The organism is Rossellomorea aquimaris (assembly GCF_020172085.1).
Lineage (GTDB): Bacteria > Bacillota > Bacilli > Bacillales > Bacillaceae_B > Rossellomorea > Rossellomorea aquimaris_E.
Genome location: NZ_JAIVAT010000008.1, coordinates 174072 through 198887 on the forward strand (window position 1 = coordinate 174072; position 24816 = coordinate 198887).

The 24816-nt window shown below is 44.2% G+C and carries 28 protein-coding genes; 2 read left to right on the forward strand and 26 right to left on the reverse strand.

Going from position 1 to position 24816, the window contains the following annotated elements:
• Positions 1-346: 346 nt before the first annotated feature.
• From murA to LCL96_RS18540, 4 genes are all read right to left on the reverse strand, one after another.
• Positions 347-1648 (reverse strand): UDP-N-acetylglucosamine 1-carboxyvinyltransferase, encoded by a 1302-nt coding sequence (gene murA / locus LCL96_RS18525; protein WP_224943931.1) that lies wholly within the window; start codon positions 1646-1648, stop codon positions 347-349.
• Positions 1649-1680: 32 nt separating this feature from the next.
• On the reverse strand, positions 1681-2430 hold the full coding sequence (locus LCL96_RS18530; protein WP_224943933.1) for a YwmB family TATA-box binding protein: 750 nt from the start codon (positions 2428-2430) through the stop codon (positions 1681-1683).
• Positions 2431-2651: 221 nt separating this feature from the next.
• Positions 2652-2852, reverse strand: coding sequence for a DUF1146 family protein (locus LCL96_RS18535; RefSeq protein WP_263628254.1), 201 nt, complete (start codon positions 2850-2852; stop codon positions 2652-2654).
• Between the two features lie 451 nt (positions 2853-3303).
• A complete protein-coding gene (locus LCL96_RS18540; RefSeq protein ID WP_224943939.1) occupies positions 3304-3516 on the reverse strand; it encodes a hypothetical protein in 213 nt (70 codons plus the stop codon).
• A gap of 276 nt (positions 3517-3792) precedes the next feature.
• Here LCL96_RS18540 and LCL96_RS18545 point away from each other — a divergent pair, with 276 nt between their 5' ends.
• Together LCL96_RS18545 and LCL96_RS18550 are read left to right on the forward strand one after the other, a co-directional pair.
• Positions 3793-4371, forward strand: coding sequence for a hypothetical protein (locus LCL96_RS18545; RefSeq protein ID WP_224943941.1), 579 nt, complete (start codon positions 3793-3795; stop codon positions 4369-4371).
• Positions 4372-4745: 374 nt separating this feature from the next.
• Complete coding sequence (locus tag LCL96_RS18550) at positions 4746-5417, forward strand: DUF2642 domain-containing protein (RefSeq protein WP_224943944.1); 672 nt, start codon at positions 4746-4748, stop codon at positions 5415-5417.
• A 40-nt stretch (positions 5418-5457) separates the two neighbouring features.
• Here LCL96_RS18550 and LCL96_RS18555 read toward each other — a convergent pair whose 3' ends face one another.
• The 22 genes from LCL96_RS18555 to prfA all read right to left on the reverse strand — a co-directional run bounded on the left by LCL96_RS18555 (position 5458) and on the right by prfA (position 24734).
• Positions 5458-5862 (reverse strand): F0F1 ATP synthase subunit epsilon, encoded by a 405-nt coding sequence (locus tag LCL96_RS18555; RefSeq protein WP_034765168.1) that lies wholly within the window; start codon positions 5860-5862, stop codon positions 5458-5460.
• A 22-nt stretch (positions 5863-5884) separates the two neighbouring features.
• The gene (gene atpD / locus LCL96_RS18560) at positions 5885-7288 is read right to left on the reverse strand and encodes a F0F1 ATP synthase subunit beta (RefSeq protein ID WP_098351510.1); all 1404 of its coding nucleotides are present in this window, start codon (positions 7286-7288) and stop codon (positions 5885-5887) included.
• A gap of 70 nt (positions 7289-7358) precedes the next feature.
• On the reverse strand, positions 7359-8216 hold the full coding sequence (locus tag LCL96_RS18565) for a F0F1 ATP synthase subunit gamma (protein WP_098351509.1): 858 nt from the start codon (positions 8214-8216) through the stop codon (positions 7359-7361).
• Between the two features lie 69 nt (positions 8217-8285).
• Entirely contained in the window at positions 8286-9794 is a 1509-nt protein-coding gene (gene atpA, locus LCL96_RS18570; RefSeq protein ID WP_224943947.1) for a F0F1 ATP synthase subunit alpha, read from the reverse strand.
• Between the two features lie 27 nt (positions 9795-9821).
• Entirely contained in the window at positions 9822-10358 is a 537-nt protein-coding gene (locus LCL96_RS18575; RefSeq protein WP_224943949.1) for a F0F1 ATP synthase subunit delta, read from the reverse strand.
• On the reverse strand, positions 10355-10879 hold the full coding sequence (gene atpF / locus LCL96_RS18580) for a F0F1 ATP synthase subunit B (RefSeq protein ID WP_224943952.1): 525 nt from the start codon (positions 10877-10879) through the stop codon (positions 10355-10357). Before atpF ends, LCL96_RS18575 begins: the two co-directional genes overlap by 4 nt.
• Before the next feature lie 145 nt (positions 10880-11024).
• Positions 11025-11237 carry a F0F1 ATP synthase subunit C gene (gene atpE, locus LCL96_RS18585; RefSeq protein ID WP_032086923.1) on the reverse strand — a complete coding sequence of 71 codons (213 nt, stop codon included), beginning with the start codon at positions 11235-11237 and terminating at the stop codon, positions 11025-11027.
• Between the two features lie 77 nt (positions 11238-11314).
• Positions 11315-12028 (reverse strand): F0F1 ATP synthase subunit A, encoded by a 714-nt coding sequence (gene atpB / locus LCL96_RS18590; RefSeq protein WP_224943954.1) that lies wholly within the window; start codon positions 12026-12028, stop codon positions 11315-11317.
• 22 nt (positions 12029-12050) lie between these two features.
• Positions 12051-12425, reverse strand: a complete 375-nt coding sequence (locus LCL96_RS18595) for an ATP synthase subunit I (protein ID WP_224943956.1) — start codon at positions 12423-12425, stop codon at positions 12051-12053.
• 6 nt (positions 12426-12431) lie between these two features.
• Positions 12432-12653 carry an AtpZ/AtpI family protein gene (locus tag LCL96_RS18600; RefSeq protein WP_098438721.1) on the reverse strand — a complete coding sequence of 74 codons (222 nt, stop codon included), beginning with the start codon at positions 12651-12653 and terminating at the stop codon, positions 12432-12434.
• A 777-nt stretch (positions 12654-13430) separates the two neighbouring features.
• Positions 13431-14060, reverse strand: coding sequence for a uracil phosphoribosyltransferase (gene upp / locus LCL96_RS18605; RefSeq protein ID WP_224943957.1), 630 nt, complete (start codon positions 14058-14060; stop codon positions 13431-13433).
• 392 nt (positions 14061-14452) lie between these two features.
• Positions 14453-15694, reverse strand: a complete 1242-nt coding sequence (gene glyA / locus LCL96_RS18610) for a serine hydroxymethyltransferase (RefSeq protein ID WP_079533936.1) — start codon at positions 15692-15694, stop codon at positions 14453-14455.
• Positions 15695-16083: 389 nt separating this feature from the next.
• Entirely contained in the window at positions 16084-16626 is a 543-nt protein-coding gene (locus tag LCL96_RS18615; RefSeq protein WP_224943958.1) for a TIGR01440 family protein, read from the reverse strand.
• 12 nt (positions 16627-16638) lie between these two features.
• Positions 16639-17082 (reverse strand): ribose 5-phosphate isomerase B, encoded by a 444-nt coding sequence (rpiB, locus tag LCL96_RS18620; protein WP_224943959.1) that lies wholly within the window; start codon positions 17080-17082, stop codon positions 16639-16641.
• A gap of 116 nt (positions 17083-17198) precedes the next feature.
• Positions 17199-18482, reverse strand: coding sequence for a methyl-accepting chemotaxis protein (locus LCL96_RS18625; RefSeq protein ID WP_224943960.1), 1284 nt, complete (start codon positions 18480-18482; stop codon positions 17199-17201).
• Between the two features lie 18 nt (positions 18483-18500).
• The gene (locus LCL96_RS18630; RefSeq protein WP_224943967.1) at positions 18501-18938 is read right to left on the reverse strand and encodes a low molecular weight protein arginine phosphatase; all 438 of its coding nucleotides are present in this window, start codon (positions 18936-18938) and stop codon (positions 18501-18503) included.
• A gap of 160 nt (positions 18939-19098) precedes the next feature.
• Positions 19099-19653, reverse strand: a complete 555-nt coding sequence (locus tag LCL96_RS18635; protein ID WP_224943972.1) for a manganese efflux pump MntP family protein — start codon at positions 19651-19653, stop codon at positions 19099-19101.
• A 106-nt stretch (positions 19654-19759) separates the two neighbouring features.
• Entirely contained in the window at positions 19760-20800 is a 1041-nt protein-coding gene (locus tag LCL96_RS18640; RefSeq protein WP_412103605.1) for an L-threonylcarbamoyladenylate synthase, read from the reverse strand.
• A gap of 306 nt (positions 20801-21106) precedes the next feature.
• A complete protein-coding gene (locus LCL96_RS18645; protein WP_224943974.1) occupies positions 21107-21547 on the reverse strand; it encodes a GNAT family N-acetyltransferase in 441 nt (146 codons plus the stop codon).
• 127 nt (positions 21548-21674) lie between these two features.
• Positions 21675-22487 carry a stage II sporulation protein R gene (gene spoIIR, locus LCL96_RS18650; RefSeq protein WP_224943977.1) on the reverse strand — a complete coding sequence of 271 codons (813 nt, stop codon included), beginning with the start codon at positions 22485-22487 and terminating at the stop codon, positions 21675-21677.
• Positions 22488-22794: 307 nt separating this feature from the next.
• Positions 22795-23661 (reverse strand): peptide chain release factor N(5)-glutamine methyltransferase, encoded by an 867-nt coding sequence (prmC, locus tag LCL96_RS18655; protein ID WP_263628246.1) that lies wholly within the window; start codon positions 23659-23661, stop codon positions 22795-22797.
• A 2-nt stretch (positions 23662-23663) separates the two neighbouring features.
• Positions 23664-24734 (reverse strand): peptide chain release factor 1, encoded by a 1071-nt coding sequence (gene prfA, locus LCL96_RS18660; protein ID WP_224943980.1) that lies wholly within the window; start codon positions 24732-24734, stop codon positions 23664-23666.
• Positions 24735-24816: the final 82 nt, after the last annotated feature.

Genomic DNA, 24816 nt, shown 5'->3' on the forward strand with positions numbered 1-24816 from the left:
TGACGGGGTGCAGGGTGTTGGGAAGTGGATTTGATAATAAAATCCTGAAATTGAAAATAAATGTCTTGGTTTTGAAAATAAAATTGGTTTTTTGAAAAGAAGTGTGAGGTTTTTGAAAATATATCCTGGATGAGCCCTAAGTTCACTTTGATCCAAGTGTCTATCATTCTGAATCCAGCCGTTTGCTTCGAAAATTGAGTCGTTACTCGGCAATACCTTACCGTTTTCATAAAAATCCGGCCGAAATCAACGTTAATCCACCCAATTTATATTTTTCACCAAGTAACCAAAACTCCAACAAAAAAAGGCAAGCTCTCCTAAAAGAGCTCACCTTTCATCCATCTATTTACGCATCCTTAATCATGTCTTCTGAAACAGGTGTTTCTTCGACTTCCTTCACGCGCTCGATATCGGCACCAAGTCCGGCAAGCTTCTGATGGAAGTTCACATATCCACGATCTAAATGCTTTAGTTCTGTTACACGAGTGTAACCGTCTGCTACGAGACCAGCGATGGAAAGTGCTGCCGCTGCACGTAGATCCGTTGCAGCCACTTCCGCTCCTTGAAGAGGTGTTGGTCCGTTCATGATCACAGAGCGTCCTTCGATCTTGATGTCTGCTCCCATACGACGGAATTCTTCTGCATGCATGAAACGATTTTCGAAAACCGTTTCCGTGATGACGCTGGTACCGTCAGCTGCAAGAAGCAAGGCCATCATTTGGGATTGCATATCTGTCGGGAAGCCCGGATGAGGCATCGTCTTGATATCGACGGATTTCAGCTTCTCCGGTCCGATGACACGAAGTCCTTCTCCTTCGTCGATGATCGTTACGCCCATCTCTTCCATCTTCGCTACTAATGAAGATAAGTGTTCAGGGATAGCACCTTTTACAAGGACATCACCTTGCGTGATCGCAGCTGCAACCATGAAGGTACCTGCTTCGATACGGTCAGGGATGATGCTGTGCTCGACGCCGTATAGACGGTCTACACCCTCGATACGGATTGTGCCGGTTCCTGCACCTACTACATTTCCTCCCATTTTGTTCAGGAAGTTCGCTAAGTCGACGATTTCAGGCTCTTTTGCTACGTTTTCAAGGATGGTCGTTCCTTCTGCAAGAACCGCTGCCATCATGATGTTTTCTGTAGCCCCAACGCTTGGGAAGTCCAGATACACCTTGGCACCCTTCAATCTTCCATCTACTTCAGCTTCGATGAAACCATTTCCTACCTTCACTTTGGCTCCCATTGCTTCAAAGCCTTTTAAGTGTTGGTCAATCGGTCTTGATCCAATTGCACAGCCACCAGGAAGAGCGACACGCGCTTTACCTGTACGGCCTAAGAGTGAACCCATTACAAGAACAGATGCACGCATTTTGCGTACATATTCAAACGGTGCTTCAATAAACAACTCTCTTGATGCATTCACGATGACTTCACCATTGTTAAACTCTACATCTGTATTTAAATGACGTAATACTTCATTGATCGTATATACATCGGAGAGTGGTGGTACATTTGTAATTTTACTTTTTCCTTCACTTGCTAATAATGTAGCAGCGATGACTGGTAAAACGGCATTCTTTGCTCCTTCAACTTGCACTGTACCGCTTAAACGCTGACCGCCGCGGACGATAATTTTTTCCAAGAGTATTCCCCTCCGCGTCCAATTTCTCTATATTAATATTCAATAATTAGGATGGGTGTGCCAATCACAAAGGTTGTCTTAGCGCCCATTCCGCTTTTCCGTAGACCTAGTTGTATATTCATATCATCATTTTTTGTTGGTATAGTCCGTGACATTTGTTCCGAGTAAGCTGAAATGGAATAAAAGTCTTCTTCTTTAAGTGATTCCAGTTCTTTTGCGTCTAATTTAGACATTAATTCGACAGCCTGATTCGACAAAACTTTCTCAAGCTTATCATTGAATTCGCCTTTTATACAAGAGAAAATCAAAGGTTTAGTAGTAAAAATGATTTCCATATTTGGGATAAATTCGGACTTGATATAATGTTTCGTCTTTTCTCCCAACACTTTCTGATTTCCGCGCATTTCATACATAATATACGAAACAGAATGATCGTTTGTGAGGGTCCTCTGGAATTTAATGGTTTCTTCCCCGTGAGACGTCTGACGATGCCCCACAACCATTACTTCTTCCGCTGACTTTTTCGTCACCCAGTCAAAATCAGAAAATGTTTCTTGCATAGTAGTACTGTATTTGGCAAACCCTTTATTCGTGAAGCTTTTTTTGTTTTCTCTTGCATATAGAGACCATTCAGTTATCTGACCTTGAGAATGAACAATGGCTTGATCAAGCTTTTCAATGTCTAATAAATGTTTGGCTTCGATAGTGTTGTTCCCATTAATGACATGAAGAAAACCTAATCCAACAAAAAAGATTAAAATAATGTAAAGATACCGACCCATTTTTCATTCCTCCCCTTACCTAAAAGTCTGTCCGAATAGGGGAAGAACATACTTGAAAATTGTCGTCATCTTTTTACAATTATTGAGGCTTTCATGCCGGCTTATGAAAAGGGTTTCACTTTGAAACTTTTTCACAAAGGGACGAACACAAAATTAATCTTACTCAAATCAGTCCGCCTTGAAAACATGCAGGAAGACCTATTTTTTGTCAGAAACTCTATTTACTCAAAGAAAACGGGCAAACTCTGAGACCACACGTAATAATCCAGTAAAAACCCGCTGACGGCTGAGCCGATCGCGACCGTTAGTAGGATATACAATAGTCTCCCCTGTGCGACTCGATTCTTCTTCAGGAGCTTGTCCAGCTGAATGGCTTGCAACGACCAAAACGTGATCCCGAATACGAATAGATGCACAATCATGCTGATAAGGGCCTGTTGACCAAAGCTTTCCACCACTCTTCACACTCCTGTCATCTTTTTTGACGCACATAGACCATTTTACCACATAATTCAGTAATAACACATCCATTTTACAAAAATTTAAGGTTGGGTTTGATGTAAAATTTCTTGGTATTCTTGATAAGGAAATTGAGTTTCTTACTTCTTTAAAATTCCATGCTTATTTCTATTTCTCTTCTTACACTTAATGAGTTTTTAACACCCCATTACATAATGAAATGGACAATCCGCTTATTCAAGGTCCGTCCCTAAAAATCACATGATATTCATAATGAATACCGCTATTTGCAATGGATCTGCACTGTTATGTAGAAGTCCGTCCCTAAGAAAGCCACCCTGTACTAAGGAATGTACAGGGTGGCTTTGTTTGTGGGGAGATGTTCTGAGTTTTTTTGAGGATTAGGGTCGGGGATTATTTTCTTCTTTTGCCTCTGCCTTTGTGGCAATGCTCCAGGTATTCGTAGTAATATCCATTGTAGTTACGGTTTTTTTTCTTGCATTTATGATACCGCTTTCGGTGTTTGTCACCTTTGGGACCCCGTTTATCCATTTCATTTTCCATCATCCATTGGTATTCTCCATACCTTTTGCACCTTTTCCTGCCTTTACCTTTTTTTAGACTCATTTTTTCATCCTCCTTCGTACTTTACTTTAGTGTACGTATCAGAGTCTGATCGTGGTTGGGTTGTCCTCCCGAATTAGCGCCCTTTTTACGTGATAAAGGAGTATATTTCCTTTTTCTATCTAGTATATGGGTACAGTCGCCCTTGGATTTTCTGCCTATTTCTCTTTAGATGGGAAACTAGTCCAACAAAAAGGGCATCTGTAATAGTACGACGTCACGGCATGACACATATACATAAAGTGAAAATGGTATATATTAACTGGAGGGAAAAAGTATATGAATACAGAGTTATTGGCTTCATTAGTCGGTAAGATGGTGAAAGTGAATCGTGGCGGTCCTGAATCACGCACTGGTAAAGTTTTGTATGGAGGGGACGATCATTTTGCACTTCTCACAGAAAAAGAGGGTGTGGTTTACTTTAACTCATCTCATGTAAAAAGCATTACGCAAGACTTACAATCAAATGTAGAAGAGGCTTCCGAAGAAAGTATGGAATTTTTGAAAGAAGATACTCTTGGGGCTTTATTTACTAGCTTGAGAAATCAACAGGTGATCATTAACCGTGGTGGTCCTGAAAAGCTTGAAGGATTCCTGGACAATGTGAATGATGACTACGTAACATTGGTGCTGCAGGATGAAGTTGTACGCCTTGCTACGTTTCATGTGAAAAGCATCAGCCACAATACAAATGCAAAAGACGAAGATTCTTCCGAAAGCCAGGAATCGTCTAACGAACAATCATCAAGCCAAGAAAGTAATCAAGAAAAATCGTCTTCAAAGAAATCCAAAAAAAGACATCGATCTGCGTTATATCTTGACGAAATGGAAGGCGCAGAGTCCGGTTACTCAAAGTAATAAAACATCTGGAAAAAACGATAGAATCAAAGGGAATACACTCAATCTGTATGTACAGGCTTGTGAGAAATCTCAGCACCCAACATGATGGTTATAATCGCTTTTAAAAGCTGCTGAGATTTCTCTTAAAAGATAAACAATGCAAATAATGAACAGCTCAAATCCTCTATTATTTTTTACAAATGGACAAACCACTGGAATATCCCTTACGTTCTTTCAAATGCATTGCTAACACCATTACCGTAGATGGTCCCAAGGTATCAATATTTCCTAGTGGACATTCAAAAAATGGTTCCCATTGGTCGTATATGTTGTTTATACTTTTGCACTAATAGATTAATGGGTTTTAGAAACCAGAAAGGAGTAAGAAACGAATGAAAAATGTTTATTCTATCTTTATCGGAGAAGCAATCATCATAGAACTTACCGGAAAGAAAATTGTAAAAGGATACTTGATTGATGTAGGAAACGATGTCATTATCGTGTATAACGGTGAAGACTTCATCTATATTTCTGCGTCTCACATAAAAAACTTATCGATTGTTTCAAAGGAAACAATCGGGATAGATGAGCCGACAGTGAGTCCTCAATTTGAGCAGGAAGAACAAATGTCACTGCGAAAAATTCTGACCACGGCCAAAGGTGCCTTTCTTGAAATCTACACAATGGGCAATCAACCGATTCATGGTTATATCACTGGAATCATGAACAATTACTTTGCCTTCTACTCTCCTATATATAAGACTATGTACGTTTCTTTACAGCATTTAAAATGGCTGATCCCCTATTCAACAAACCTTTCACCATATCGTCTGAGTAAAGAAAATCTCCCCGTCAATCCAACAAACTCCATCACCTTGGCAAGAAGCTTTGAGATTCAGGTTGAAAAGCTGATTGGTTCTCTTGTCGTTCTAAATCTGGGAGTGGACGAAGAATTAATAGGTAAAATAGAAAGAATTGAAGATAATATCGTGGAATTGATTATGGCAAATGGAGATTCTATCTACCTGAATATGCAGCATATCCAGACCGTTCACTTGCCATAAAAAAAACCACCTTTCAAAAGGAAAGGTGGTTTCTTCTTTATTAGAAGTTACGTTCGGAAACGTTAATTCTGTTCATGGCACGCTTAAGAGCGAGCTCGGCACGACGGAAGTCTACATCATCCTGTTGTGCCTGCATGCGGTCTTCTGCACGGCCTTTTGCTTCTTTCGCGCGTTGTACATCGATAGCTTCTGCTGTTTCAGCAGACTGTGCTAGAATTGTCACTTGTTCAGGACGTACTTCTAAGAATCCGCCACTGACAGCTACAAGCTCAGTGTTGCCACCTTTTTTCAGGCGAACCGCACCGATTTGTAGTGGAGCAACCATCGGAATGTGTCCAGGTAAGATTCCAAGCTCACCGCTTTGAGCTTTCGTGCTCACCATTTCCACTTCTGAATCGTACACTGGGCCATCGGGAGTGACAATATTGACTTTTAATGTCTTCATTTTCTTCCCTCCTGGTCCCTAATTATACCTCTACGCCCATTTCTTTAGCTGCAGCCAATACGTCCTCGATCGGACCTACTAGACGGAATGCATCTTCTGGAATGTGGTCGTATTTACCTGCAAGAATATCAACGAAACCTTTAACCGTGTCTTTTACTTGTACGTATGAACCCGGTTGGCCAGTGAACTGTTCTGCAACGTGGAAGTTTTGAGATAAGAAGAATTGTACACGACGTGCGCGGTGTACTGTCAGCTTATCATCATCAGAAAGCTCATCCATACCAAGGATCGCGATGATATCTTGAAGTTCTTTATAGCGCTGTAACGTTTGTTGAACGTTACGTGCAACATTGTAGTGTTCTTCTCCAACGATCTCTGGAGAAAGAGCACGGGAAGTCGATGCTAATGGATCTACCGCAGGATAGATACCCATTTCAGAAAGCTTACGCTCAAGGTTCGTTGTTGCATCAAGGTGAGCGAAAGTCGTTGCAGGAGCCGGATCCGTGTAGTCATCGGCAGGTACATAGATCGCTTGGATCGATGTTACAGAACCTACGTTTGTTGACGTGATACGCTCTTGCAGTTGACCCATTTCTGTCGCAAGTGTCGGCTGGTAACCAACGGCAGATGGCATACGGCCTAGTAGGGCAGATACCTCAGAACCTGCTTGCGTGAAACGGAAGATGTTATCGATGAACAGAAGTACGTCTTGACCTTGCTCATCACGGAAGTATTCAGCCATTGTAAGACCTGTCAGGGCAACACGCATACGTGCTCCTGGCGGCTCGTTCATTTGTCCGAATACCATCGCTGTTTTCTTGATAACGCCAGAGTCGCTCATCTCGTGGAAAAGGTCATTTCCTTCACGAGTACGCTCTCCTACACCGGCGAATACAGAGATACCGCCGTGCTCTTGAGCGATGTTGTTGATAAGCTCCTGGATTAATACGGTTTTACCAACACCGGCACCACCGAATAGACCGATCTTACCACCCTTGATGTATGGAGCAAGTAAGTCTACTACTTTGATACCTGTTTCAAGAATCTCAACTTCTGTAGAAAGTTGATCGAATGTAGGTGCTTGTCTGTGAATTGGATCGCGACGAGCGCCTGCATCAACAGGCTCATCTAAATCGATTGATTCACCTAGAACGTTGAATACACGACCTAATGTAACATCCCCTACTGGTACAGAGATTGGCGCGCCTGTATCAAGTACATCGGCTCCACGTTGTAAACCATCTGTAGAAGCCATTGCGATCGTACGTACAGAATCATCACCTAGGTGAAGGGCAACCTCTAATGTAAGTTCAGCTCTATCTGCAATTTGGACCTTTAAAGAGTTGTAGATATCAGGAAGTTGGCCGCTGGCGAACTTGACATCAACAACTGGACCCATTACTTGAAGAACGTGTCCTTTGTTCATCTCTTTCCCTCCTAACTAGCTTTTGACAAAAACTTTATGAAGTCTAAACGGTCTAAATACCGTTAATGTTCTATTCGAGTGCAGCTGCCCCGCCGACGATCTCAGTGATTTCCTGAGTGATCGCTGCTTGACGCGCACGGTTAAATTTCAGTGTAAGGTCACTGATGATTTCTTTCGCATTATCGGTTGCGTTTCTCATCGCTGTCATACGAGCGGCGTGCTCACTTGCTTTACCGTCAAGTAGCGCACCGTAAATCAAGCTTTCAGCGTATTGAGGAAGCAATACCTCAAGGATCTCCTCTGCAGAAGGCTCGAATTCATATGAAGCAAGCTTTCCTGAAGGAGTAAGATCCGTTAACGGTAATACTTTTTTCTCCGTAACATCCTGTTGGATCGCACTTACATAGTGGTTGTAGAACATGTACAGTTCATCGTATGCCTCAGCCGAGAACATACCAACCGCTTTGTTCGCGATGTCTTTAATGTCAGCAAAATTCGGTTGATCCGGAAGACCAACGACAGATTCCATGACATTGTAGCCTTTTTTACGGAAGAAATCAGCACCGACACGGCCCAGAGCAATAATGGCGAATTCATCATTCGAGCTGTGACGCTCTTTAATTCGATTGCTAACAGCGCGGATAACGCTACTGTTATATGCCCCCGCCAAACCGCGGTCTGATGTAATGACCAGGTACCCGGTTCTTTTAACGGGGCGGGAGACTAGCATCGGATTCCTCACACCTTGACTGCCCGCTGCAACGGATGTCACCACTTCCTGGATCTTGTTCATGTAAGGAACGAATGACTTAGCATTCGTCTCAGCACGATTCAATTTAGAAGCCGATACCATTTCCATTGCTTTGGTGATTTGACTTGTCTTTTTGGTAGAAGTAATACGAGTTTGTATATCGCGTAACGATGCCACTGGTTCTCACCACCCTTTACATATTGTCAGACATAGGGAGCGGGCTTGGCCCTTCCTCCCTATAATCCATTATTCAGACTTGATGAACGTCTTCTTGAATTCGTTGATTGCAGCTTTCATTGCATCGTCTTCAGGAAGACCTTTAGTCGTGCGGATATGGTCTAACAGTTCAGTATGGTTGTGGTCTAACCAGCTTAGAAGTTCAGACTCGAAACGACGGATATCTACTACTGGAATATCATCTAAATGACCTTTTGTCAGTGCATAGAAGATCATTACTTGTTTTTCAACTTTAAGTGGTTTGTTAAGATCCTGCTTCAGTACTTCTACTGTACGCGCTCCACGATTCAGTTTCGCTTGAGTCGCTTTATCAAGATCTGATCCGAACTGAGCGAATGCTTCAAGCTCACGGTATGCAGCTAAGTCAAGACGTAGCGTACCGGATACCTTCTTCATCGCTTTGATTTGTGCAGATCCACCAACACGTGATACGGAAAGACCCGCATTGATCGCCGGACGTACACCGGAGAAGAATAGGTCAGATTGTAAGAAAATCTGTCCGTCCGTGATGGAGATAACGTTTGTTGGGATATAAGCGGAGATATCTCCTGCTTGTGTTTCAACGAATGGTAATGCTGTGATGGAACCGCCACCTTTAGCATCACTTAATTTCGCCGCACGCTCGAGTAGACGAGAGTGCAAGTAGAATACGTCACCAGGGAATGCTTCACGGCCTGGAGGACGACGTAATAATAGGGAAAGCTCACGGTAAGCAGAAGCCTGCTTAGAAAGATCATCATACACGACAAGAACGTGCTTGCCATTATGCATGAATTCTTCACCCATTGTGATACCAGCGTAAGGTGCTAAGAATAGCATTGGAGCTGGTGAAGCAGCTGATGCAGTTACAACGATTGTGTAATCTAATGCACCATGCTTACGCAGGGTTTCAACCGCGTTACGTACTGTTGATTCTTTTTGACCGATGGCAACATAGATACACACCATGTCTTGGTCTTTTTGGTTTAGGATCGCATCGATCGCAACAGATGTTTTACCTGTTTGACGGTCACCGATGATTAATTCACGCTGTCCACGACCGATTGGAACTAACGCATCGATCGCTTTGATACCTGTTTGAAGTGGCTCGTGTACAGATTTACGATCCATAACACCAGGAGCTCCACTTTCAATCGGACGTGTTTTTGTTGTTGCAATTGGACCTAATCCATCAACTGGTTGTCCAAGTGAGTTTACTACACGACCAACTAGTTCTTGTCCTACTGGTACTTCCATGATACGTCCAGTACGACGAACCTCATCGCCTTCACGAATGTCAGTATATGGTCCGAGAATGATGATACCTACGTTGTTTTCTTCTAAGTTTTGTGCCATACCCATGACACCGTTAGAAAATTCAACAAGCTCTCCAGCCATGACATTGTCGAGGCCATGAGCACGAGCGATACCGTCACCGATTTGGATAACTGTACCTACATCGCTTACTTTCATCTCAGACTGATAGTTTTCAATTTGCTTTTTTATCAGCGCGCTGATTTCTTCCGCCTTGATGCTCATGAATTTCACCCCTCATTTATACGAAAGTTAACGAATTAGTTCACGCTCAAGACGAGTCAATTTACCTTGAAGGCTTCCATCATAGATGCGGGTTCCGATTTGGACCTTGATGCCGCCAAGTAAATTTTCGTCTGTCACATTGGTAATTCTTAATGATTGTTTTCCGACTTTTTTTGCAAAAGAAGATGATAATGCTGTTTGCTCATCTTCCGTTAACGGACGTACAGAGTACACTGTGGCATCTGCAATTCCGCGTGCTTCGTTTGTCAATTCAATGAATGCCTCGACGACACCTGTGATCTCGCCCGTACGGTGACGGTCCGTCATCAACATCAATGTGTTCAAAACATACGGGGAAGCGGTTGAAAATGCTTCCTGAATCAATGACTTCTTCTTATCTAACGTAAGCTTAGGATTTTCAAAGAGTACCGTTAATTCGGTGTTCTCAAGGAAAACCGCTCTCACTGTACGCAGCTCTTCTTCGATCCCTTCAAGCTGATTATGTTCCTGGGCAATTTCGAAAAGAGCTAACGCATAGCGCTTTGCAACTGAAGAGTAGCTCATCGCTCTTCCCCTACCTCTTGAATATAATCGTTAATCAACTTCTGTTGATCATCAGCAGAAAGTTCCTTCTCAATGACCTTAGAAGCAATAAGTACTGATAAAGATGCAACCTGTTTCTGAAGTGCAGCAACAGCTTGTTCTTTTTGTGTTTCGATTTCGCGTTTTGCAGATTCTTTCAATCTTTCTGCCTCTTGACGAGCAGTTGCGATGATCTCTTCACGTTGTTCAGAACCTTGTTTCTTAGAGTTTTCAATCATCGTTTGCGCTTCAAGGCGAGCTTCTTTCAGAAGTTTCTTCTGCTCTTCTAAAATATTGTTAGCCTCAGTGCGGCTTTTTTCGGCTGCTGTGATTTCACCGGCAATGTGGTCTTCACGTTGCTGCATGATTCCCATTAATGGACCCCAGGCAAACTTCTTAAGTAGCGCCATAAGGACAAGGAACATGATCAACTGGAACACGATGTCCCCTGTATTAAGGACGCTGTGACCTGCCTCACCGATAACGAATGCGTTAGTTAACATACTCGATTCACTCCCTTCAAGAATCGATTGGATCGTATTTTTTTATAAATGAACCGTTCTTGCAAAGAATCTATTCTCTAGTACATAGGAATGGCGAAGATAATCGTCAAGACGAACTTCGCCATTTAACATGTGTCAGTTTCTATTAGCTTCCTAGTGCGATGAAAGCGATAACTACACCGATGATTGGAAGTGCCTCAACTAGTGCGATACCGATGAACATTGTTGTTTGTAAAGTACCACGTAATTCTGGTTGACGTGCAATTCCTTCTACTGTACGACCTACGATAAGACCGTTACCAATACCTGCTCCTAGTGCTGCTAAACCAACTGCAATTGCTGCTGCGATAAGACTCATTCTAAAGTTCCTCCTTTAATGTATAAGAAAAATATTTTTTACATATATGTTTGTCCACCGTAATGAACAGGTATATATTAATGGTCGTGGCTTACTTTGTGAGCCATATAGACCATTGTTAACATACAGAAAATGAATGCCTGGATCGATCCGACAAATATAGAGAACCCTTGCCATGCAAGCATAGGCGCAATGGCTCCTAGCAATCCACCGAAACCATGGTTAACGGCAAGACCCGCAAGTAACGCAAGCAGGATTTCACCCGCATAGATGTTACCGTAAAGACGAAGACCCAATGTAAGAGTGTTTGCAAACTCTTCAATGATTTTTAGCGGGAATAACCACCACATCGGCTTAAAGAAATCCTTCCCGTATTCGCCAAATCCCTTTAATCTGATTCCATAGAAATGGGACAGTACCACGACCATAACCGCAAGGGTCATCGTGATGGCAGGATCGGCTGTAGGTGATTTCCACCATAATTCGCCGTCATATACGACAGAGAATGGCAGACCCAGCATATTCGATACAAAAATATACATGATAATCGTGAGACCTAAGATATGAAAACGGCCACCCGTCTTCCAGTCCATGTTGCTCTTAATGATCCCTTTGACAAAGTCCATGACCCACTCGAAAAAGTTCTGCATCCCAGTAGGCTTCAGGGCTAAGCGACGTGTAGATAAGAGGGCAATAATAAACACTATGGCCGTTGCGACCGTGATCATCAAAACGTTCGCAAGGTTAAAAGTCAAACCCAGAAAATGGGCTGTAGGTGCTCCATGATTCAAAATACTTCACCTCTCTTCCCCGCTATTTATTAGTTTTGAAACTGCTGAAAAAATAATCTATCATAATGACAATATAGGTCGTCATTAATCCCATAATAAGACTTAGGAGATGAAATGTTTCTGGAAATCGTGTGGCAATGATGACTCCAAGGGCGGCTGCGGCCATACGGGAAGTGGTTCCAAGTGATCTCACTTTTTGCCCGGCTACCACGGCGTCCCCGAACTTCGAGACCCGCTTGGTCATGCCCCAGTGCATAAAGAGACTAAGAGCAGTCCCTAACATTAACCCTAAGAATACTGATTTGTGGCTGGTGAATCCCCAACCCAGGACGTAAATAGAGAGCACGTACAATATGTATTTCCGCTGTCTATTAAACATTTGATGGAGTTCCGGCATATCTTATTATTCTCCTAAGAAGAAATGTCGTACTGTTCGAAGCATCGCATAAATTCCTGCGGCGAGACCGAGGAGTAATCCGATGATTAAAAAGAGTGGTGCTGAATCAACCTGCTGATCAATCCATCTTCCCAGGAAAATCCCTACTAAGATAGACCCAACAAGCTGTGCCAAAATGGCCGAATAAATGGCCATTGCTTTATATGGGCTTTCGTTTTTTTGACCCATTTCAACCCATCCCATTCAAACGAAATTTGAACACGAGGCAAGCGTTTCAGACATGATGCAAAACCGATTGCATAAGGGTTTTCCCATTGTGAAAACCTTATCATTTTACATCCTTTGTAAGCATACAATAGGGCTTTATCTATGTCAATGCGTTCAAGTTAAAAAGTTCACAACCTATCCACGTGTTTCCAAATTGTTCACATTTTCAACACATTTACAGAAAAGCGGAGGGGGTTGGTCAGAGGCGACAAGCATAAGACGAATCCGCCTAAAAGGCGTTCTTTGCCTTTTAGGCGGATTTGGCTTATGTTCTCGAGCCTCTACCCGCCGGAGCTGGACATCGCGAAAAGCGGAGGGGGCTTGCTCTGGGGCGACAAGCATAAGGCGAGTCGACCTGAAAGGCGTTCTTTGCCTTTTTGGTCGGCTTGACTTATGACCTCGAGCCCCAAGCCCCCGGAGCTGGACATCGCGAAAAGCGGAGGCGACTGGTCAGGCCCGACAAGCACAGGATGGAATGCCAGGAAAGGCATTTTGCCTTTTGGTCTATTCAATCTTAATAACCTCAAACTCAAAATACGGAGCTACATGTCCACCTCAGACGAACATCCCGTATCCTCCAAATATATTAACAAATTCATAGTTCCCTACTTTACATGCCCCTCCATTATATAGAAGATTCCCTTATTGAGTAACCCTTGAATTTAATGTAAATACTTCCAACTAATTTTAAAAGCCGAATTATCACTGAGGATAATCCGGCTTTCTTAGTCTCGTACATTATTTCGTTCCGTACAAACGATCTCCCGCGTCCCCTAGACCAGGAACGATGTAGCCTTTTTCATTCAGCTTCTCGTCAAGAGCGGCGATGAAGATATCAACATCAGGATGCGCTTCCTTGATGGCATCTACACCTTCCGGACATGCGACTAAGCACATGAACTTGATGTTGACGGCACCGCGCTTCTTCAATGAGTTGATGGCTTCAACAGCAGATCCACCTGTTGCAAGCATCGGGTCGACCAGGATGAAGTCACGCTCTTCCACATCACTTGGAAGCTTTACGTAATATTCAATCGGTTTAAGAGTCTCAGGATCACGATATAACCCAACATGTCCCACTTTCGCTGCCGGGATCAATTTAAGGATTCCATCAACCATCCCAAGACCGGCACGTAAAATAGGAACAATCCCTAACTTTTTCCCTGCAAGGGTTTTCGCTTTCGCCTTGCTTACCGGCGTTTCTACATCAATGTCCTCCAATGGCAGATCACGCGTAATTTCAAAGGCCATCAGTGTTGCAACCTCATCTACAAGCTCACGGAATTCCTTTGTACCAGTTTCTTTATCACGGATAAATGTCAACTTATGTTGGATCAATGGATGATCAAATACATATACTTTGCCCATTCGACTCTCTCCTTTAAATTCAGTTTTATGTAAAAATGGTATGTCCACTTCATTTACACCTCAGACTATTGTACATAAAAGACAATTTAAGAGCAACAAGAGATGGGAAGTGTAATGGAATCGTTAGAATTGAGAAGTTTGGATCCTCGCGATGAGGGTTTTTGTTTAATTTGGTTGAGTGGGTGAGGACAAGAAGACTTTGGACGGGGGTGATTGCGTCGTTTTAAAGTTTATTGCGTCATTTTTGCTTGTAATTGCGTCGTTTTTTCATTAATTGCGTCATTTCACTGGGTTATTGCGTTTTTTAACAAATTATGGAACTAATTACCCATACCCATCAAAAAACCTCCCCACCAGAAACATCCGTCTCTAATGAAGAGGTCAACATAGTATTATCTCTCAGGATATAACTCAAATTTGCTTGTTAAATCCAATACGCGTTTGCGTGCTTCTTCCAATTTCGCTTCATCTTCATGGTTCTTAAGAGTCAATGCCATGATCGAAGCAATCTCATCCATATCTTCAAGTCCGAATCCTCTGGACGTCACAGCAGCAGTGCCGATACGGACACCGCTAGTAACGAATGGGCTTTCAGGATCGAATGGAATCGTATTTTTATTGACGGTGATCCCGATTTCATCAAGGACTTTCTCCGCCACTTTACCAGTCAGCCCTAATGAACGAGTGTCGATCAGTAATAGGTGGTTATCAGAACCGCCTGATACAAGGTCGATTCCTTCTTTCACAAGACCTTCTCCTAAGCGTTTCGCATTGTCGATGATGTTCTGCGCATATTCTTTGAAAGAATCCTGCAGTGCTTCACCGAATGCCACCGCTTTTGCAGAGATGACGTGCATTAAAGGTCCACCTTGAATTCCCGGGAAAATGGACTTGTCTATTTTCTTCGCAAATTCTTCTTTGCAAAGGATCATACCGCCACGTGGTCCGCGGAGTGTTTTGTGTGTCGTTGTCGTCACGAAATCTGCGTAAGGAACCGGGTTTTGATGAAGACCAGCCGCTACGAGACCAGCGATGTGAGCCATGTCTACCATTAGGTATGCTCCCACTTCGTCAGCAATTTCACGGAATTTCGCGAAATCGATTGCTCTTGGGTAAGCACTTGCGCCCGCTACGATCAGCTTCGGCTTGTGCTCTAATGCTTTTTGTCTAACATCCTCGTAATTGATCAGGTGCTTCTCTTCATCCACACCGTATTCTACGAAGTTATATTGAATTCCACTGAAGTTGACTGCACTTCCGTGAGTCAGATGTCCCCCATGAGATAAGTTCATACCAAGAACCGTGTCGCCCTGTTCAAGGATGGTGAAGTAGACTGCCATATTCGCCTGTGCTCCTGAGTGAGGCTGAACGTTGACATGTTCCGCTCCAAAAAGTTCTTTCGCGCGATCGCGTGCCAGATTCTCGGCTACGTCCACGTGCTCACAGCCACCATAATAGCGACGACCTGGGTACCCCTCTGCATACTTGTTTGTCAGGACGGAACCTTGTGCTTCCATTACGGCTTCACTGACAAAGTTTTCAGATGCAATTAACTCGATCTTTGTTCGTTGACGCTCTAACTCATCTTGAATCGCTGCATAAATTTCCGGATCTTGCTTGGCAATCTTACTCATACATATCCCCCTTTAATTCATAGGCCCAACTGCGGCGCCTCACTGATTCATTCAATCCCATTCTAACACGATTCACCAAAAGACGAAATAAAAACCTCTAGTCAAATCGTAACGTTCGTGTTTAGACCCCATTTGGAGGGACGGACCTCATGTGAGTCTGTTCACAAACAAGCTCCCACCTCCTGTCGAGCCCTTTATGAACAACGAAAATTGACAACCACTGAACCTAACCAACGTATTTCAGCCCCCTAATCAACCATGCATATCTACCCTTTTCAAAATCATACACCCCTTGCCCCTCTTTATCGTTCGGCTTTGACACCCTCTTTTCGCCACAAACCAAAATAAAGGTCCGTCCCTCTAGAGGAACGGACCTTTATTTATTTTGGTTATTCGTAGACGGCGCGGGTTCCGCCGATGAGTTTTGGTCTTGTTTTGGCAAGTGTGACGTGTGCTTCGCCGAGGCTTTTTTGTGAGACGCGGATCGGGACGGCTACGTGTTTCAGGTGCATGCCGATGAAGGTGTCCCCGATGTCAATGCCGGCGTCGGCTTTGATGTGTTCGACCATGACGGGATCGTCGAAGGAATGATAAGCTTTTGTTGCCATTGCCCCTCCTGCTTTTCGGACGGGGACCACAGTGACCTCATCGAGCCCCTTTCGTTCCGCCACTTCCCTTTCAAGGACCAATGCACGGTTCAAGTGCTCGCAGCATTGAAAAGCCAACGAAACCCCAATTGAATCCGCCCATCTCTTCATCTCATCGTAAATCATTTCAGCGACTTCAATGGTACCAGACGTACCAATCCGCTCTCCCATGACTTCAGATGTAGAACAGCCTACGACAAAGACTTGTCCTTTTTTCAATGGAACCTGATGACTGAAATCCCGCAGGATCGTCTGCAGATCTTCTTTCAATTGAGCGATTTCCATGAAACCCACTCCTTATTGTTTGTCTTCGTAAGCGGTGATCTTTCCTACACGATTCGCATGGCGGCCACCTTCGAATTCTGTACCAAGCCACGTTTTGGCGATCTCACGGGCCAGTCCGGCACCGATCACGCGCTCACCCATAGCAAGCATGTTGCTGTCATTATGTTCACGCGTTGCTTTCGCACTGAAAACGTCATGTACAAGGGCGCAGCGAATTCCTTTTACCTTATTGGCCGAGATGCTCATTCCAATCCCCGTTCCGCAAATCAGGATGCCGCGATCGAATTCACCGCTAGCCACTTTTTCCGCAACAGGTACAGCATAGTCCGGATAGTCAACAGATGTTCCACATTCACAGCCGAAATCCTCATATTCCAAGCCTAATTCCTCTAATAAGGACTTAATTTCTTCTCTTATATTGACTCCACCGTGATCGGATGCAATTGCAATTTTCATGTTCTCCCACTCCCATAGCCTTTGATACGTTTATTTTGCCACATACTCTACATTATATAAAGCTTTTCGGGCATAAAAAAGCGGGTATGAGGTCCGTCCCTCATACCCGTTCATTTTTATAGATGGAACCTTGTGATCGTGCTCTTTAGTGATTCTGCTTGTTCCTTTAGGTTCAAGGCAAGCTTTTCCACGTCATTCATGACGACAGCCTGTTCTTTTGTGGAAGCTGATACTTCCACCGCTCCCGCCGATGTCTCTTCCGCAATAGCGGCCACTTCCTGTGATTGCTGGGAAGTGAGCTGAATGCTGTCCATCTGCTGATCCACGAGGACAGAAATATTTTGAACCGCATCCGCCACTTCATGAATCGTTTTAGTCATGGTTTCAATCATTTCATTGGTCTGAGTCCCTTTTTGCGCTTCAGAGTTTGCAGAGTCAACCTGAACGGTGATCTGACCAACAACATTCCCTACCTCGGTTTGAATATTTTTGATCAGTTCCGAAATGCCTTGAACTGCTTTACCACTTTCGTCTGCCAGCTTTCTGACTTCTTCTGCGACGACGGCGAAACCTTTTCCGTGTTCCCCGGCACGCGCCGCTTCAATGGAAGCATTCAGTGCGAGGAGATTTGTTTGGTTTGCAATATCGCCTACCAACTGGATGATTTGCTCCACTTTCTTAGCGTTGTCTTCCAATCGACGAACCGCATCCAGTGAATCTTCATTTCCTTTCGCCAGACGGCTGATTCCTTCGACAAGGGAATGGATTACTTCTTTACTTCCCTGAAGCTCCGTCACCATGTTTTTCGACATATGCTCCGACGATTTGGAATGATTCTGAACTTCCTGTGCAATCCGGATGACATCCTCAACGGATTCTGCCGTCGATTGAATCGCCACAGCCGAGCTTTCCGCTCCCGCTGAAATTTCGCTGATTGTTCTAGAAATCGAATCCGCCTGTGTGGACGCGATTTCCGATGCTTTCGAGAGCTCGATGACATTTGAATTGGTTTTGTTAAAATTGTCATCGATACTAGATACCATGTCCCTCAGATTGTGCAGCATGCGGTTGAACGCAAGGGCCAATGAACGGATTTCATCATCGGACTTCGGTACATCCACTTCGATGGCGATGTCCCCTTCAGCTGCTTTCAACGCAACCTGCTCCAAACGCTGAAGCGGTTTGACGATAAAGCCCGCTGCAAAAAACGCCAGAACCGCCGACCAGAATACACCCATCCCAAGCGTCATGATCGTAAACCACAGCTCGTTCATATCCGGTGCAAAAGTGGGTTTAATAACATAAATAAAAAGTGCACTTGTCGTATACGTTACCACCGCAAGCAGCGTGATAAAGAAGACTAATTTCTTTCTAAGACCCGATTTGTAACTTTTCCCCATCTTTCTCTCTCCCTGTCTCTAACCAAGCTTTTTCATTAACACTTCAATCAATGAATCCAATTCTTTGTATGTATGTCTATAGATGTCCACACTTCCCCCATACGGATCCGATACATCCAAATCAGCAGGATCTTCGTGGACAAATTCCTTCAATGTAAAGATTTTATCCGCCACATGTGGATACTGATCCACAATCGCCCGCTTATGATTCGATGTCATCGTAAATATATAGGAAGCCCAGTCCAAATTCTCTTTCGAAAGTGAACTCGATTGGTGTCTATGTATTATATCGTTCTCTTTCAGCACTTCTTTAGCCTGAAATGAAGCATCACTCCCGTCCATGGCAAAAACACCGGCAGATTTCACGTCAAACCTACCTTCACCCTTATGCTTCAGAACTGCCTCTGCCATAGGACTTCGGCACGTATTTCCCGTACAAACAAACAAAATATTCATTGCGTCATCCTCCTTAAAGCCTATTATAAAATATTTTCCATTCCGTCCATAGACCATTCACATTATATTCAAAAAGAAAAGCGAAGGCGGCTCACCCTTTTGCTCTTGAGCCCCAAAGACAAAAAAGCCCACCCCGAGGGACGGACCTCACACACTCTTCTTAAATCGGCAGCAGCAGCTTCACCCCGAACGCAAACAAAATACTTCCTCCAAGCGCCTCGCTGTATGTTCCGAGTACCCCCTGGAATTTCCGGCCGATCAATAATCCGGACCATGTCAAGACGGTAGCGGCTATCCCGAAACAGAATAGGGCGACGGCCGTCCTTGCCCCGAAGATCCCGAGTGTCAATCCGACTGAAAAGCTGTCCAGGCTGACACTCAAGGCGAAGAGGACCAGCCCAAACCCCACGGGAGAAATGAGGGTCGTTTCCTCTTCCTTGAAGCTCGACATGAACATCTGGATGCCCAGTGCAATCAACAAAACACCACCAGCGTAGGCGGCAAACGATCCGAACGTTTCTGATAAAAATTTGCCCGTCATCATTCCAAGAAGCGGCATCCATACGTGAAAGATTCCAACGACCAACCCTATATAAAAGACCTGCTTTAATCTCAGCTGAAACATTCCCATTCCGATCCCGATCGAAAAGGCATCCATCCCAAGAGCAAATGCCATCAACATCAAAGTCACCAGTTCGCCTATAATCGTTGTCATTTTGTTTCTTCCCCCTCCGGACATGCCTACAGAACAAATTTATGCACGTCCAAAGGGATTTAGAATACAAAACAAAACCCCTATGAAAGATCATAGGGGAGAGCACTTATCGTCTTATCACACGGTAACCGGCAGCCTTCTGAAGACGGTTCATAATGGCTAGCCCGACGCCTTCTTCCGGGAACATTTCCGCAAAAATAATATCCACGTCACTTCTATTAAAGGCACGCAGCGTATCGTAGAGATGCTGCGCCACGGTGTTCAGATCGTCCCTCCGACCGACTGTAAGAATCATATCCGCCCGATACCAATCTTTCGATTCCTCCGTCGTCAGTACGCCGACTTTGAGTCCTTCATTCTTTTTTTCATCCACGAACCGCTGAAGATCTTCCTTCGTCCCATCCACTAAATAGACAGGGGCGTCCGGGGCGTAGTGGGTGTATTTCATCCCCGGGGATTTCGGGGCTCCCTTCCCTTCTTTTAAAGAGGGATCCACTTCCACTTTCCCGACCACTTCCTCCAGCTGCTCTTTCGTGATGCCGCCGGGACGTAGGATGACAGGAGTCGCTCCTGTACAATCCACCACCGTCGATTCCACTCCGACTCCCGTCTCGCCACCATCGACAACACCGGCAATCCGGCCTTCGAGGTCATCGATCACATGCTGAGCCGTCGTCGGACTCGGTTTACCCGACCGATTTGCACTCGGTGCAGCAATCGGAAGCCCCGCCGCCTCAATGATGGAGAGCGCCACAGGATGGTCTGGCATCCGGATTCCCACTGAGTCCAGGCCAGCCGTCACTTTTTCCGAAAATACGCCTTCCTTATTTTTAAAAATGATCGTCAATGGACCCGGCCAATACGCATCAATCAGCTTTACCGCATTCACTGGTATCTCTGCCACGAGGCCATTCAATTGATCTTTATTTGATATGTGGACAATCAGTGGATTATCCGACGGTCTGCCTTTCGCTTTGAAGATTTTATCTACAGCACGGTCCGAAGTGGCATTCGCCCCCAGTCCATAAACTGTCTCTGTCGGGAAGGCCACCACCTCATTTTGTTGAAGAATCTCCGCTGCATCCACAATTTGTGGATAACTTTCGTTTTTATCCACATCACTTTCCACAATCCAATGTTTCATCATCTATGTCATCCACCTTTATAAGTCCAAGCTTCATCTGTTCACTTTTATGTGCATAAATCCTGTCTTCACACGTTCCTTTACTTTTGAAAGTATAAAAGAAACCCCGAAATTTCTCAAGTATTATCCACAAACTGCGAATAAAACGTCGAGACTTGTGGATAAACCTGTGGATGGTGTGAATAATTCTGAAAAAAGAGATAGTTATCCTCTTCTCGTATTTTGTCGAATGGCCAACGCAAAAAACCGGACCATTTTATGAAGCATGGTCCAGTCCTGAATTCCCTTACAAAATTTTTGTCGAAATATCTATAAATCCAGCTTCATCGTGATGCAATTATCCACAGTGGATAACTTTTTCGCATGAACAAAGTGCTCCAACTCATCCACAACAGGATTCGCTTCCTGTTGAAAACCTAATAGATCAAAGAATGCCAGGGAAGCTTTTCGATTGGAGATCAAATAAAGTCGGGTCAGATCCTTTTCTTTTGCCAGCTTTAATATCTCCTGAAATAGCGCAAAAAGCTCTTCACTTTCGAACGAAGAGGTAACCACAAGTGACCGAAGAAGTCCGACCTTCTCCTGCACCTCGATTCCAAGGGTGCCGATCAACCGGTTATCCCCATCCTCCACTACTAAAAAACAATCGATGCTATGTTTAATGCCTTCTGTGCTTAACCCGGCTTTCACCAAGAAGGCCACGACTTCATGAATGTCCTCACTCGTTGCCTGGCGGATCACTTTTAACATTCTTTCATCCTCCCTTTTCTATCATCCTCTAGTATCAATGTATGAGGAGAGAAGGAGATTAGAACAAAAAATGATAGAGAAATAGATTTTCTTTCTAAGAAAAAAGCTTCATCCAATTGGATGAAGCTTACTTATTGAACAAACCTTTGAATAAATCTACTACAAAGAATCGAACCTCTACTTCTTCCTCTTCCGAATCTTCCACGAAAACCGGTTCTTCTTGCGCTTCGACTTCTTCCTCATCGGGAGCATCTACCTTTTCTTCTCCGATCACACCGGCTTCTACTGCCTCTACTTCAACTTGCTTATAGGCAATGATATCCTCACTAATCTCAGGTTCCGACTTCGTATCTTCCTCTACAGCATCTTCAGGATCCACTTCCGTTACTTCATTGCCACTAGCCTCCACCTTTGTTTCAAACCCTGTGCTTCTTACAGCATTTCCAGTAGAGAAATCCAGGAAGCAAAGTGGCGGATACAGGACACACCACCAGTTCGCCCCTTCTCCTTTACCAAGAGTGATCAACACCGCTTCATATTCACCAGCAGGATACAGGTACTGCCCGTATAGCTTTGTAGGGAATTTCACTTTTCCAAACTCTACTTTTACTGATTGTTCCATGCCTTCAGCAGCAACAACGTCTTCCGCAATTTTCTGAAGCTCCGGCAGTCCCTCTTTGATCACCGACTTCGCTTCATCCTGGGATGTTAGAGCCGATACCCAATTTGTGATCTCTTTGTTTACTTCATCCCGAACAAGTCTCTTCACGTTTTGATCCTGATCCAGATCGCTATTGGCGAGGATCCGCAGGCGAATCGCTTCCTGCGGGATCACCATCGTCTCCTGGGCCGCCATTTCCTGCTTCGGTATATATAAACTTAGAATCGTTCCTAATGATAGAATTAAGATATACAATAACACGGTATGTTTTGTTTTCATTTTCTCTCCCCCTCAGTAAAACAGTCTGGTCAAAAGGGGGAAATCTTAAACTAGTAAAATAACATTTTTGTGAAGGAAAATTGGCTCGCGAGGATTTTTGAAAATAAAATCTTGGTTTTGAAAATAAGTTGGCTGTTTTTGAAAATAAAACTCCATTTTTGAAAACAAATGTGCCTGAATTGAAAATAAACCTGAAGATGAGAGGGTTAGAGCAGGAATGAAACTCTATATTTTCTCAGATTCACTCAAAAACAGTGATATTTTCACAAAAAACACCCCCGATCGCTAAAATCAGGGGCATACATCCTTATTTCCTCACACAAAACACCATACGATCTTTCCCATTGATGTCATAAACGACTTCTGTCTTGGCATCCGGAAACGTAACGCGCAGCAGGTCCGCTACCGTCTCTCCCTGACCGACACCGACTTCGAAACCGATCAAGCATCTTTCCTTCATAACAAGCGGCAGTTCATCCATAAACCGTTTATACAGATCATACCCATCTTCCCCACCGAATAAGGCGAGTTCGGGTTCATGGTCGATCACAACATCTGATAGCGTTTCGCGATCGGTCAGAGGAATATACGGAGGGTTCGATAGCAGAACATCAAGCTTTACACAGTCTTCGATCAATGGCTGTAACAGATCCCCTTCCATAAATCGGACATCTGCACCGAGTCTTGTGCCATTCTCCCTCGCAACGGCCAATGCTTCACTCGAAATATCGACGGCCATCATTTCAAGAGGAATCCGTTTCGACTCAAGCTTCAATGTAACGGCAATCGCCCCGCTTCCGGTACCTACGTCTGCAGCCACCAAATGAGAGTCCACATCACCAAACAGATCCTTCATCTTCTCCAGACCATAATATATGAGCTCTTCCGTCTCCGGTCGAGGAATCAGAACGTGCTCATTCACCACAAATTCACGGCCATAAAACTCCTCGACCCCGATAATGTGCTGAATGGGTACGCCGCTGACATGACGACGGACTCCATCTTGAAACTCGTCCCATTTCTCCTGAGGGACGGACCTCCGCTGTTCCGCTAAGAGCTGCGATCGTGACATTCCCAACAAGTGCCGCAGATAGATTTCTCCCACATTCTCATCGCGGCCTTTCTCGACTAAAAAAGAAGAAGCCCATTTCAGGGCTTCAAATACCGTCACCATGACTATTCTTCCAGTCTTTCAAGAAGTTTGGACTGATCTTCGATGATCAGTGCATCGATAACTTCATCCATCTTTCCTTCAAGGATCTGATCAAGCTTCTGGATCGTCAGGCCGATACGGTGATCCGTCACACGATTTTGTGGGAAATTGTACGTACGGATACGCTCTGAACGATCTCCTGTACCAACGGCCGATTTACGGTTGGCATCGTATTCCGCTTGAACTTCACGCTGGAATTTATCGTACACGCGGGCACGCAATACTTTCATCGCTTTTTCTTTATTCTTGATTTGAGACTTTTCATCCTGACAAGATACAACGACACCTGTCGGCATATGCGTCAGACGCACAGCAGACATGGTCGTATTAACGCTTTGTCCCCCTGGTCCGCTTGAAGCAAAGGTATCGACACGGATATCTTTATCGTGGATATCGACTTCAACTTCTTCTGCTTCAGGAAGACAGGCAACCGTTGCCGTCGACGTATGGATACGTCCACCGGATTCGGTTTCAGGTACACGTTGCACACGGTGCGCCCCGTTTTCGTACTTCATTTTGGAGAATGCGCCATTACCGTTAATCATGAAAATGATCTCTTTGTATCCACCGACACCAGTGGAGTTCGCTTCCATGATTTCGATCTTCCAGCCTTGGGATTCAGCGTAGCGGCTGTACATGCGGTACAAGTCACCGGCGAACAGGGCGGCTTCATCTCCACCCGCAGCACCGCGAACCTCCATGATTACGTTCTTATCATCGTTCGGGTCTTTCGGGATCAATAATATTTTCAGACGGGCTTCCAACGCTTCGATTTGCTCTTCAAGCTCGGACACTTCTTCTTTTACCATTTCACGCATATCAGCATCCAGCTTATCATCCAGCATCGCCTTTGCGTCTTTATACTGCCCGGTTAGTTCTTTATATTCTCGATATGCTTCTACCGTTGCTTGGATGTCTGATTGTTCTTTTGAATAATCTCTTAGCTTCTTTGGGTCATTCACAATTTCTGGATCACTCAATAGTTCATTTAACTTATCATAGCGATCTTCCACTGCTTGTAAACGATCGAACACAGCTATTCACCTCAATTTTAATCCATAACAGTACAATTATATTATATGGTGTATGTAAACACAAGGAGGATCGGGTATGGGG